This is a genomic window from Paenibacillus sp. FSL W8-0186, assembly GCF_037969765.1.
In the GTDB taxonomy this organism is placed as follows: domain Bacteria; phylum Bacillota; class Bacilli; order Paenibacillales; family Paenibacillaceae; genus Fontibacillus; species Fontibacillus woosongensis.
On the sequence record NZ_CP150207.1, the window covers coordinates 2559979 to 2573265 of the forward strand.

The 13287-nt window shown below is 49.4% G+C and carries 10 protein-coding genes and 1 riboswitch; all 10 genes read left to right on the forward strand.

Annotated elements, in window-relative coordinates:
* Window positions 1-258 precede the first annotated feature (258 nt).
* Window positions 259-900 carry a response regulator transcription factor gene (locus MKX50_RS11545; RefSeq protein WP_213588531.1) on the forward strand — a complete coding sequence of 214 codons (642 nt, stop codon included), beginning with the start codon at window positions 259-261 and terminating at the stop codon, window positions 898-900.
* A gap of 196 nt (window positions 901-1096) precedes the next feature.
* Window positions 1097-1456: a helix-turn-helix transcriptional regulator gene (locus MKX50_RS11550; protein ID WP_213588530.1), complete on the forward strand. Its 360-nt coding sequence runs from the start codon at window positions 1097-1099 to the stop codon at window positions 1454-1456.
* A gap of 96 nt (window positions 1457-1552) precedes the next feature.
* A riboswitch (cobalamin riboswitch) is annotated at window positions 1553-1750 on the forward strand.
* 131 nt (window positions 1751-1881) lie between these two features.
* On the forward strand, window positions 1882-4188 hold the full coding sequence (gene metE, locus MKX50_RS11555; protein ID WP_339159700.1) for a 5-methyltetrahydropteroyltriglutamate--homocysteine S-methyltransferase: 2307 nt from the start codon (window positions 1882-1884) through the stop codon (window positions 4186-4188).
* A 140-nt stretch (window positions 4189-4328) separates the two neighbouring features.
* Complete coding sequence (locus MKX50_RS11560) at window positions 4329-5042, forward strand: MgtC/SapB family protein (RefSeq protein ID WP_213588528.1); 714 nt, start codon at window positions 4329-4331, stop codon at window positions 5040-5042.
* A 132-nt stretch (window positions 5043-5174) separates the two neighbouring features.
* Window positions 5175-5870 carry a response regulator transcription factor gene (locus tag MKX50_RS11565; protein ID WP_339159702.1) on the forward strand — a complete coding sequence of 232 codons (696 nt, stop codon included), beginning with the start codon at window positions 5175-5177 and terminating at the stop codon, window positions 5868-5870.
* Complete coding sequence (locus tag MKX50_RS11570; RefSeq protein ID WP_339159704.1) at window positions 5860-6957, forward strand: ATP-binding protein; 1098 nt, start codon at window positions 5860-5862, stop codon at window positions 6955-6957. The genes MKX50_RS11565 and MKX50_RS11570 overlap by 11 nt, the downstream gene beginning before the upstream one ends.
* Before the next feature lie 27 nt (window positions 6958-6984).
* The gene (locus tag MKX50_RS11575) at window positions 6985-8118 is read left to right on the forward strand and encodes a response regulator (protein WP_339159706.1); all 1134 of its coding nucleotides are present in this window, start codon (window positions 6985-6987) and stop codon (window positions 8116-8118) included.
* Between the two features lie 138 nt (window positions 8119-8256).
* Window positions 8257-8724 carry a hypothetical protein gene (locus tag MKX50_RS11580; RefSeq protein ID WP_339159708.1) on the forward strand — a complete coding sequence of 156 codons (468 nt, stop codon included), beginning with the start codon at window positions 8257-8259 and terminating at the stop codon, window positions 8722-8724.
* Window positions 8725-8879: 155 nt separating this feature from the next.
* Complete coding sequence (locus MKX50_RS11585) at window positions 8880-12422, forward strand: collagen binding domain-containing protein (protein ID WP_339159710.1); 3543 nt, start codon at window positions 8880-8882, stop codon at window positions 12420-12422.
* Window positions 12423-12555: 133 nt separating this feature from the next.
* Window positions 12556-13242: a class D sortase gene (locus MKX50_RS11590; RefSeq protein WP_339159712.1), complete on the forward strand. Its 687-nt coding sequence runs from the start codon at window positions 12556-12558 to the stop codon at window positions 13240-13242.
* Window positions 13243-13287: the final 45 nt, after the last annotated feature.

Sequence of the window (13287 nt, forward strand, 5' to 3'; positions counted from 1 at the left end):
ATCCGCAAGACGAAGCGGATGCTCTCGGGCTCTATTTTTGTACCTTGCATTTTTGCGTCCTGTTTGTTTATGGTATGTGCAGAATTTGTCTCATTTCCAAGACTTCCTCGGCTCGGACCTGTTCGGCATGGAATGAGGATCCCTGGTATTTGCATTGCCGCAAAGCTTGCCAGGCTTAGACCTATGGCGTATATTCGGTGGAGTACGCCACCAGCTTGAAGCAAGCACAACTAACATGATTATGAAGGAGACAAGGCCATGAAGGTAAGAGTGTTAGTCGTTGACGATCATCCCCATGCCCGCGAGGCCATCGGTGAAATATTGTCGGACGATGACAGCTTTGAAATTATCGGGTATGCCGACAATGGAGACGAAGCCCTGCTGCAGACAGAGCTGTGGATGCCCGATCTTATATTGATGGATATCCATATGCCAGGCAAAGACGGTTTGGAAACAACGAGGGAAATTAAGCTGAAATATCCTTACGTTAAAATTGTGCTGATCACCGTCTCCGACGATGCAGCTCATCTGTTTGAAGCGCTGAAGCAGGGAGCGCAGGGCTATTTGCTGAAGAACCTGGAGCCGGGCACCTGGCTGCAATATTTGCGGGCGGTCGCCAGTGACGAAGCCCCGCTGTCCAGTGAGCTGGCTTTCCGGATTCTTCAGGAATTTCCGCTGTCCAAGAAAAATAACAGCGCCGATCACCCGCTTACGAGCCGGGAACGCGAGATTTTGGACTGGGTCGCCAAAGGGCTGACCAACCGGGAAATCGCCAAGGAACTGCAAATATCCGATCAGACGGTCAAAAACCACTTGAAAAACATTTTGCAAAAGCTGCATTTGGAAAATCGCGTGCAATTGACGAGATATGCTTTGGAGCAAGGTTGGATCGAAAGTTAGCTCCAACTTATCAAATTTCATCATATGAAAAATTCACAATAGAAACCCCAAAAAGCTATTTTGCTCCTGTTTGCCAATCCTGCTTCTTTCTACGCACTTAGCAGCTAATCTATCGTAATAAAAGAGCAGGTTAGACGGCTATTGTGAAAAATTCACAGCTGTTCTATACTTTGAAGAAAGAGCAGGAGGTGGAACGATGGCCTTTATGATTGCACAGCGGGCATATATCAAGCTCTATCTGATTTCGATGGTAGAGCAGCGAAGGGGCTACGGTTACCAGATGCTTGAAGAGTTGAAGGAAGAGTTTAAGCCGTTTGGCTATGTTCCTCCGCAGAGCGAAATATACCGGGCCCTTCATGAGCTCGTGCAGGAAGGGGTACTGTATCGCACGAAGCATCTGAAAGGGAATGATCCCAGCGTGGATTTCCAAGAAATCGTACTCTATCATTTTACCGATGACGGACTTGAGAAGGCCGAGCTGTACAAAAAGCAGGTTAAGGTCGATTTAGACCGCTGCATCGGTATGCTGAACAAGGCTGTTGCCGATAATTATTGAGTTTTGTGCATAAATATTGCATGTTTATTCTAGGACTAATCCGATTTGTATTGTATTATTTGACAACATGAAGTAACATAAATTTTATATTCATAACCGAATATTGTGGGAACAGGTGCTTCAATCGCCGTCGATTGAAGCTTAAAAGGGAAGTCCGGTGCAATGCCGGCGCGGTCCCGCCACTGTAACAGAGGAGCTGGAAGCATGGGTGCCACTGATGATCCGTCATTGGGAAGGCAGCTGTCCAGTTATGATTCTGAAGCCAGGAGACCTGCCTGTTCTGTCAGCACTGCTGTACCTACGGGAGATAGGGAGGTGTTAAAGATTTGAGCCATCGCGCAGTATGACGAGGGTCCTCTTTAGCCGTTCCAGCTATAGGGGACCTTTTTGTTATTGGAAGAATATACACTGGGGAGGAATTGTGAATGAGTTATACGGTAAAAAGCGGAAATTTAGGTTATCCGAGAATCGGCGGACAACGGGAATGGAAAAAAGCGATTGAAGCCTATTGGGCTGGCAAACTGGACGAGCAGCAGCTGCACGGGCAATTAACGGAAATACGGCTTCATAATTTACGGAAGCAGCGGGATCAGGGGATCGAGATCATCCCTGTAGGCGATTTTACGTATTACGATCATGTCCTCGATATGGCCGCTATGTTCGGCCTTGTCCCGGAGCGGTTCTCCTATAGCGGCGGCGAGGTATCTCTGGACACGTATTATGCCATCGCCCGGGGAAATAAAGAAGCGCCGGCCAGTGAAATGACGAAATGGTTCAACACGAACTATCATTATATTGTTCCAGAGCTAGGCGGCAGAAAACCGCAGCTAACGGTAAACCGTCCGCTGGTTGCTTACCGCGAAGCCAAGGAAAAACTGGGGATCGATGGAAGACCTGTGCTGATCGGGCTGTACTCCTTCCTCAAGCTATCGAAAGGGTTTAACGAAGCGACGGAGTGGGACCATTGGGTCGAGCAGCTGCTGCCGCTATACGTTCAAGTGCTTCAAGAGCTCGCCGCAGAAGGTGTAGCCTGGGTTCAATTAGACGAGCCGTCTTTGGTGACCTCTGTGTCGGCCGAGGATATAACGCGGGCAAGAGCCATTTACGAAACAATTCAGCGTGAGGCTCCGGAAGTTTCCATTCTGCTGCAAACGTATTTCGAAGCGGTGGACCGTTATGAGGAGGTCGTGTCTTTGCCTGTTGCCGGTATCGGACTTGACTTCATACACGGGCTGGACGGCAACCTGGCTGCGCTGCGTAAATATGGATTCCCGGCAGGCAAGACGCTTGGAGCGGGCATGGTCGATGGACGCAATATTTGGCGCACGGACTTGTACCGCCAGAAGCAGCTGTTACTTGAAATCCTGGAAGTGGCTGCGGATTCCGAGATTATCGTGCAGCCGTCCTGCAGCCTCCTGCATGTGCCCGTGTCGGCTAAGCAGGAGCAGACGCTGGTGCGAGTGCTTCGCGACGCTTTGTCCTTTGCCGAAGAGAAGCTGGATGAAGTCGCCGCATTGAGCGCTGCGGTGAGTACAGGTATTGATAGTGTGAAGGGGTTATTCGAAAGCAATCGCATCGCTCTCGATAATCTGGCCAAGGATCCAGCCCGCAACCGGGCAAACGTAGCGGCCGCGGTAGAGAAAATCGCCTCTGAACCGGCCTCGAGGGGAAGCGCGTTCGCCATTCGCCGCAAAAAACAGAAAGAGAAATGGCATTTGCCGCTGCTTCCGACGACGACCATCGGCAGCTTTCCGCAGACGGCAGAGGTTCGCTCCGCCCGTCAGAAATGGCGCAAAGGGGAATGGAGCCAGGAGCAATACGATTCCTTTATTAAGGAGCATATTCAACAGTGGATTTCCCTCCAGGAGGAAATTGGCATCGATGTGCTCGTACATGGCGAATTCGAACGTACGGATATGGTAGAATTCTTCGGCGAGAAGCTGCCGGGATTCGCCTTTACGAAGGGCGGCTGGGTTCAATCCTACGGGACTCGCTGCGTGAAGCCGCCGGTCATCTACGGGGATGTTGATTTCGACCAGCCGATGACCGTGAAGGAGACGGAATACGCGCAATCCCTGACGAACAAGCCGGTCAAGGGAATGCTGACCGGGCCGATTACGATTCTGAACTGGTCCTTCGTGCGCAGTGATTTATCGCGTGAGCAGGTCGCTTATCAAATCGCGCTGGCGTTGCGTAAAGAGGTAGAGGCGCTGGAACGAGCAGGCATCGAGATGATCCAGGTCGACGAGCCTGCGCTGCGTGAAGGGCTGCCGTTGAAACGCGAAGACTGGGCGGGGTATCTGGACTGGTCCGTCAAGGCGTTCCGCGTCACGACGTCGACTGTGCGCGATACGACCCAAATTCATACCCATATGTGCTATTGCGAATTCCACGACATTATCGATTCCATTCGTGCACTGGATGCGGATGTCATCTCTATTGAAACCTCGCGCAGCCATGGCGAGCTCGTTCATAGCTTCGAAGAGCATACGTACGATCTCGGCATCGGTTTAGGCGTATATGACATTCACAGTCCGCGAGTTCCGTCGGTTGAGGAGATGACCTCCATGATCGACCGCGCGCTGCAGGTACTGGATCCCGAATTGTTCTGGATCAACCCGGACTGTGGCCTGAAGACGCGGGGAGTGGATGAGACCGTGAAATCATTGAAGAATATGGTGCTGGCCGCTAATCAATACCGCGCCAAGGAATCGCTGGTCGGCACAAAGTAATCCGCTGACTTTTATGTAATAAGGTAAATCATAAGACTGCCCTGAATAGGTTATAAAAGTAACCTAAGGGGCAGTCTTTTTGATGGCCTAAACATAGCAGTTACACTTATACTCTCTCTATACGCAGGAGGAGATTACGAATGTTATTGGAATGGGAAATTATTATGAAGCTGTTTATCGCGCTTCTGTTCGGTTTGTTTATCGGCATTGACCGCCAGTTGAAGCAGAAGCCGCTGGGCATTAAGACGAGCATGGTCATTTGTATCGCGAGCTGTCTGGTGACCATCGTCTCTATACAATCGTTTCACAAATTCGCCGGACCGGATCATCCGAATATGGACCCGATGCGCCTGGCAGCGCAAATTGTCAGCGGTATTGGTTTTCTCGGCGCCGGGGTTATTCTGCGGAGAAGCAATGAAGGCATTTCCGGACTTACGTCGGCAGCGATGATATGGGCGGCGTCGGGCATCGGGATCGCAATTGGCGCCGGATTTTATCTTGAAGCAGCGCTGGCGGTTGTCCTGCTCATTTTGGCGGTGAATTTCATTCCTTATATGATCAAATGGCTTGGACCCTATAAACTGAATCAACGCGATGTCTCCGTCAAAATCGTGATGGAGGATCGAGGCAACGTTACGGATCTGATCCGGATCATTGAACGGAAGGAAGAGAAGGGATCAGCAGCGAAATGGAACCGTCATCGCATACGCCGTTTAAAAATTAAAGATTTGGAGGAGGGCCGTCAGCGTATTGATATGGTCATCTCGGCCTCGGAGCGGGAATACACGACGGAAATATACCATTTTGTGCGCCAAATCGATCATGTCATCAGTGTTGAAGTGGAAAATTTGTAGTGCTTGTAACTTTCCAATGGATCCGCCCGTTTGTAAGATAATCAGAAAGTTATTCATAATTAGGCGGTTCGGTCATGGTATGATAGAACTAACTTGGTTTATTCGAACAATCACCAAAGGATGGATTATTGGATGAGCAAACAAATTTTAATCGTAGACGATGATGAGAAGATTGCAAAGCTGATCGAGATATATTTGCTGAATGAAGGCTATTCCGTATTTAAGGCCGACAATGGACTGGATGCTCTTGACATTGTGGAGCGTGATCCCATAGATCTGGTTATCCTGGATATTATGATGCCGGGCATGGACGGAATTACCGTGTGCATGAAAATCAGGGAGACGCGAACCACGCCGATATTGATGCTCAGCGCCAAGGACGGGGATATGGACAAAATAACAGGCCTTATGACCGGGGCTGACGATTATATGGTGAAGCCGTTCAATCCCCTAGAGCTGATTGCGCGGGTCAAATCGCTGCTGCGCCGCTCCTCTTACAGCATGCAGCCTACGCAGCCTTCGCAGGATCATATCATCAATCTGGGGTCCCTGCAAATCGACAAAGAGACGCATACGGCGACGGTCGATGGCCGGGCAGTCAAGCTGACGCCAATTGAATTCAATATCCTGTTTCTGCTGGCTAGTCACCCCGGCCGGGTGTTCGGCTCGGAGGAGATATTCGAGCTGATTTGGAAAGACAAGTACTTTGAGAGCAACAACTCGGTAACCGTTCATATCAGCCGGCTGAGGGATAAGCTGGAGAAAGAAATGGACGGCGAAAAGCTGATTCGCACCGTTTGGGGGGTTGGCTACAAAATTGAAAGCTAGCCTCAGATTTCTAACGTGGCTGTTATGGACTGTAGTCACTTCCATTGTTGCCCTGCTTATTTTGGTATTGGTAGCGAAGCTGTTCTACGCCTTATTCCCGTGGGTGACTATCGGTTATGTGCTTAGCTGGGTGAACCGGAATATCGGATATCCTGATGCCTACTACATTACGGGCGTCCCCATCCTCCTGCTGTTTGCACTCTATTTCTACCGGCGCAGCATTCGCCGTCATGAGGAGAAGTATTTGGCGCTTCTGATCGAAGAGGTGCACCGGATCGAGGAGGGAACCACGCACAAAATTCCAATTGAGAACGTTGGGAAATTGGGCCAGCTGGCGACGGACATCAACCGCATGGTCGATCGCCTGCGCACCTCTATGGAGGAGGAGAGGCGGGCGGAGCAAACGAAAAATGAGCTCATTACGAACGTTTCCCATGATCTGCGCACGCCGCTGACGTCAATTACCGGATATTTGGGATTGATAGAACAGGACCGGTACAAGGACGAGGTGGAGCTTCGCTATTACGTCGGCATGGCCTATGAAGAATCTCTTCGCCTTAAGCAGCTGCTTCAGGATTTATTTGAGTTTACAAGGCTGCAGAACAAAGAAATGAAGTTATACAAAAGCCGGATCAATCTGGTTGAAATGCTTCATCAAATTACGGCGCACTTCGGCTGGCAGCTGCAGGAGAGCGATATGGAGTGCCGGCTCTGTTTCGCAGAGCAGCAGCTCTATGTCATTGCTGATGGGGACAAGCTGCGCAGAGTATACGAGAATTTGATCGTCAATGCTATCCGTTATGGCAGCGAAGGAAAATATATCGATATTCGCGGCCGCGTGGAAGGAGATCAGGTCATAACCGAGGTAATCAACTACGGCGAGCCGATTCCGGAATCGGATCTACCCCATTTGTTCGACCGGTTCTACCGGGTCGAGAAATCGCGCGCCACGAATACAGGAGGCTCCGGCATTGGTCTGGCAATTGCGAAGCATATCGTCGATCTTCATCAAGGTGAAATCTTTGCGGACAGCGACGAAGACCGGACCGCATTTACCGTCAAGTTATCAAGGAAATCGAAGCCTTAGCAATGTTGTTGAAGGAGCATAATTACGATGAGGGTAATCTTGGTAGATGATGAAAGGCTGGCCTTGGATTATTTGGAGCGTCAGCTGATGAAGCTTGATGAAGTAGTGATTCTAGGGAAATACACCAATCCATTCGAGGGCAAAGAGCAAATATTGCAGCAGGATGTAGACGTTATTTTCCTCGACATCAGCCTGCCTGAAATTAACGGAATCGAGCTGGCGGAGCAAATTTTAGAGAAGAAGCCGGACATGCATATCGTATTCGTGACGGCTTATAACGAACATGCGGTAAAAGCATTCGAGCTGAATGCCTTGGATTATATTGTCAAACCTATTATTGCCGAACGATTAGCCATCACGATGGAACGCGTCAAGTCGCGGAGGGTTCTGGTCTCCAAACAGCAGGAGGTGCCGCGGAAGGAAGAGCATATTCGGCTCAATGTACTGAGGCAGGTTACGATTGAGACCTCCCCTGGGCAATTTTCCATCATGCAGTGGCGAACCTCCAAGGCGCAGGAGCTTTTTCTGTACCTGCTTCAGCATCGAGGGCAGCTGGTTCGAAAGTCGGCCTTGATCGATTTACTCTGGCCCGAATACGAGATGGATAAAGTATACTCCCAGCTATACACAGCGGTTTATCATATTCGTAAAACACTGGAGCCGTTCGGGGAACGATTTCAAATTGCCAACGCAACGGAAGGCTACATTCTGAAAATTCAAAATGTCGTTCTTGATGTGGAACAGTGGGAGTCACAGCTTGCATCGCTCTATCCCCCAACCTTGGAACGTGTAGATCGATGCTCTGAAGCTATAAGGCAGTACACAGGACATTATTTGCAGGAACATGATTACTGGTGGGCGGAGAGCGAGCGCCAGCGGCTTAAGGAGCTTTGGCTTGAGGCCTCATATGCAGTCGCTGCTCTGTATGAGCGCGCGGGGCTTCTTGATCAAGCAATCAACAGCTATAGCGCTATTTGCAGGCAGCATGCTCTAGAGGAAGAAGCTTATTTTGCCCTGATGAAAATCCATCATTCCATGAACTATCCCCATCTGGTCGAGCGGGAATATGATATGCTTACCCGGATCTACCAGGAAGAGCTGAATGAGGAGCCAAGCCCTCACATCATCAAATGGTTTAAGCAGAATATGATTGAGCAATAGTCATTTCTATAGTCGCCGGTGTGCGGCTTTTTTTGTATGTGCGGAGTCTTTGTTCAATTGTTTAGAAATTGTATAGGCCAGTTTTCTATGATGGAGACAAGAATATTTGACATACAAAAATTGGGGGAAGAGCTGCACATGAAATTGATTCGTAACTTTAGACATCGTTCAACTATTGTTTCCAAAGGCTTGGATCTCCTTTCTATGAAGGAAGTCGAAATTGCTAGGGATAAGCATGCCAACTACGGAAGAGGCTATTACATTAATTTTGAAGGGCAGATGCTTGGCATCGTCGCTACGCCGAAAGGTCCTTTATTCTTCTGCAACGAGGACACTTACCTCCTGAAGGATAATTTTAAAATTCAATTGCTGCACCATGGCCAAGAGAATACATTCTTGTTCACCTGGAAAGGGGAAACCAAGCTGCGCATCGCATACTCCCGCAAGTTGTACCGAAAAGGAGACGAGTGGGTGGATGATATGGTGCAGGATTTCTTTACTTGGCTTGCCATGGCCGTCAAACGGAAGAAATTTTACAGTTTCTATACTTTAAAAGAAGATGAGCTTCAGGAAAACGATGTAATTTTGCTGAAAATGGCTCAATAACAAGCTTTTACGACCGCATCCATCCTGTTTGTTGAGAATTTGTCTAGTCTGATTTTGTAGTATAGGATTGCCACTGAAGAAACCGATGAAGGGGGGGATAATTCAGTAGATCCTTGACAAGGAAGACAAGTTCTAAATAGGAGACGGGTTAAAGTATGAGAAAAAAAGGTTTTGTATTACTGGTAGCCGCCATGCTGTTTCTACACAGCATCCTAGGTCCCGGACTTGCATCGGCGAACACGCCCCTGGGCAGCTCCAGTAACAGTAAGAGCATTCTGACCAAGGTCACGCTGAAGGATGGGACAGGCAGCGTCATTGACGCCGTCTATAATCCGAATGCCGACCCGGTGGTCATGGGAGCACCGGTGACCCTGGAATATGAATGGGAGCTTGAGAACGGTCATGATTACGTAGCCGGGAGCACGTTTGAGTTCGATATTCCACAGGAATTCGAGCTGTACAACAGCGTAAATGGCATTCTCGAAATTAGCGGCTTAGAAATCGGCAAGTTTGCCGCCTCCAAAAACGGCCATGTGATTGTTACCTTCGATGAAGATGTGAGCGGGTACTCTGACGTGGGCGGGACGATTATTTTCAACACCAATTTTAGCAAGACTTCAATAACTGGCAGTACCGAGGTGGCTATTCCGTTTCCGGTTCGCGGGGGGCAACAGGTAGCGATTGTTCATTTCAAGCCTGAAAAGGGATCGCTGCTTGAAAAGAGCGGCTCGGCTGCGGGGGATAAACAGATTCACTGGTCGATCGATGTCAACACTTTGCTTGAACGAATTGATCAGGCTGTAATCACGGATGAGACACCCCCGGGCCTATCTCTGGATGTTTCCTCAATCCAAGTTCATAAGTTGAACGTTAACGTGGACGGCAGCACACAGCTTGGGGCTCCGGTTCTATCAGGCTACACGCTCGATACACAGTCCCTGGACGGCTTTAGAATCGAATTTGACAGCACGCTCGATTCGGCATATCGGATAACGTATACGACGAATGTCGGCAACGGCGATGAGACGAGCTTCACAAATACGGCGAAGCTGACGGGAAGCAAATCTGCTGAAGCATCAAAAACTGTGCCGATTCAGCGCCCCGAGGTATTGAGCAAGAGATTTGAGAGCTATGACGAGCAGACTCGAACAATGACCTGGGTGATCGAATATAACTTCAGAGGCAAGTATATTCCGCAGGGAATTTTGGAAGACCGTTTTAATGACACTCAGGAATTGGTCGCGGGAACGCTTGAAGTTCGCGATCGGGAAACGGGCACGCTTCTGAGCGAAGGAACGGGCAATGATTACACGCTCTCCCTTGTTTCGGCGGCGAACGGCAAAACTGGCTTCGATCTGAAATTTAATGCTCCTATCGATTCCGGTTATATCATTAAATATGATACTAAGGCCATTGGGAGAGTCCTGAAAGATGAATTGGTCGAAAACACGGTAACTACGGATGTCTACGGTTATAAAACAGCCTCTGGGATACATAAGAACCTGGTCATCCAGAAAGCTCATGTTGCGACGGATTACAATGCTAAAGAGGCATCCTGGAGCATCGAGATCAATAAAGACAACTACACGATGAAGGATGTTGTGATCACCGATAAATTTGTGAATAGCGGCCAGCAATTCAAGCCGGGGTCGTTAGTGGTTAAAGATCAACACGGCACGGTCTTGTCCGCTCCAGCGGATTACGAGTTTGCCGCTGCCTCGCCGGATATGAAGCAAGGGTTCACGATTGACTTTAAACAGCCGATCAGCGGAGCGCATACGGTAACGTATGTGACGTATTTCAATCCGGAATGGAAGGATAACGGTGATGTTACAAGGTTCCTTAACCGGGCGACGATTACAGGGGAAGAAGCGGGCGGCACGCTTGTAAACGTTACTGCGGAAGCTACGCTTTGGCCGGACGGTCTGACCCAGACCAACGGTTCCAAATCGGGAGAATACGATCCGAGAACCAAAGAGGTCACTTGGACGATTCGCGCAAATTATAATAAGAAGTCCCTGACTGGCGCGGTCATCACAGACGTGCTGAAACAGGGGCAAAAGTATGTCGACGGTTCTTTGGAAGTGTATGAAATGACCTTGACCGGAGGCTGGAATGGAACGTCCAGGGGCAATCCGGTTGACCCGGCGAAGTACACCTTGACGCCACCGACCGAAGCCAACGGAAATGAGCTGCAAGTTTCATTCAGCACGATGGATGATAAGACACCTTACTGGATCGAATTTAAAACGAGCCTTCAGGATAGTGTCATTATCGATAAAGGCGCGGTAGAGAATGAAGCAATGTTCCAAGAGGGAAATAGCACCCTGACAACCTGGAAAGGCAGTGCATCCATACCGCAAGGCGGAGAGTTTGTATCCAAAGGCGGAGAGCAAAACGACGATAGAATTGATTGGACGATTTATATCAACCGCGGACAATCCTATGTCGAGGATGCCAAAATCATTGACGAGCCGACACCGAATCAGGTGCTGGTCGAGGATTCTTTCCGTTTGTACAAAGCAAAGGTTGGCGCCAGCGGAGTTAGCACCGATATAACGGGCTTGACGCCGCTTCAGGAAGGTGTCGATTATACGCTGGTCATCGCTACGGACGATTCGGGGAACTTTGAATTGTTGTTCAACACTCCGATATCTGAAGCGTACATTTTAAAATACCAATCGTTAATTGATGCAGGTAACGGTGATGCTATCGGCAATAAGGTTCATTTTGAAGGAACCGGCATCAAGACGGATAAGATGGTTTCCAACAAAGAGATTATCGTGCGAACTTCTGGAGGATCGGGTACGGGCTCTGGAATTCGAGGCAATCTGGAAATAACCAAGGTTGATCAGGGTGATGCCTCCCAAGTGCTGGAAGGCGCTGTTTTCGTATTGCAGGATGCCAAGGGTAAAAGACCGGCGATCACGAAAACGACGGATGTCGATGGCAAAGCGTTATTTACCGATTTGCTATATGGTGACTATGTACTGGAAGAGCTGCAGGCTCCTGCAGGCTACGAACTGCTTGACGCTCCGATCAGTGTCACAATAGACTCCAGTATTAAGGCCGACGGTAATGTTAAGAGAGTGGCTGTTGCCAATGAAAAAGAGGCGGAACCACCAGTAACACCGCCGGTAACGCCACCGGTAGAACCGCCGGTAGAACCGCCGGTAGAACCGCCGGTAGAACCGCCGGTAACACCGCCGGTAGAACCACCGGTAACACCGCCGGTAGAACCACCGGTAACACCTCCAGTAACACCTCCGGTAGAGCCTCCGGTAACACCACCGGTGATATCACCTGGGAAACCGCCAGTAACTCTGCCGGTAACACCGCCAGTTACCACGCCGGAAGAGCCGGAAAACCCGGCAGAACCTCAGGAGCCCGTGGAGAACGGTGAGGACGGTGAGGACGGTGAGGACGGCGAATCTGCCGAAAATGCCTCGACTGGCGAGGGCAATCCGCCTCAATCTGGGGCAGGTGGTCAGAACCATGAAGAACAAACGAATGCCAATGACGGTAAAAATGTGTCAGGAGCTGGTGAAGGAGCCCAGGATCATCCGAGTAAATCGAAAATGGGTGTGACCAAGCTGCCGAAAACGGGAGAAAGCTCTGATCTTCCTTACTATGCAGCAGGATTGGCAATCATTGCCGCCGGAATTTATTTGCGGCGTAGAACAACCAAACAAGCTTAGATGAAGAATCCTTTCTCGGCAATTGCCGGGAAAGGATTTTTTTGTTCATTAAAGTTGAGAAATTGTATAGAAACAGATTGTATACTGGGCAAATCAAACTAGAAACAAGAATGGATAGACAGGAGTACAGGATATGCGTAAGTTAGCGTACGTTTTGATTGTTACTGGAATATGCATTGTTTTATATCCCAAATTGAGCGTGTTGTACAGCGAGTACAAACAGGAAATGCTTCTGCAGGATATTGAAAACGCTGAGCAAAGCCGCAGGCAAGCAGACAACGTTGATCTAAAGAGCCTGCAATCAAGCTATGCGCAGGTATCCCAGTGGCTGGAAGAAATGAATACGGAGTCTGAGCCGGCGATTGCCCATACGAAGCTTAATAATTTTGATGAGGAAGAGGGGGTGGGGACGATCTTCATCGATGTTATTGATTTGAAACTGCCGATCTTGGAAGGCGCTACTAAGCAAAATTTGCAGCATGCGGCCGCGCATATGACGGAGACCGCTCCCCTTGGACATGTCGGTAATGCAGCTATAGCTGCGCATCGTTCCCGGACAGCCGGAAGGTTGTTCAATCGGCTGGATGAGGTTAAAGTAGGAGATGAAATAATCGTTCGTTCCAAGGGAGAGCAGTTCGTATACACGGTGTACGAAATTTCAGTTGTCGAGCCAACCGATGTTTCCGTGCTGGACAATCGCGGCAGCGAGAGGACGCTCACCTTAATTACTTGCGATCCGCTGGTTAACCCTACCCATCGACTGATTGTTCATGCCAAGCAGGACGTCCGTGAAGGCGGACAAGCAGCGGGAAATGAGTAGACTTCCCTTATCAATTTTGTTGTGAGGCATGGTCTACAATCTTAC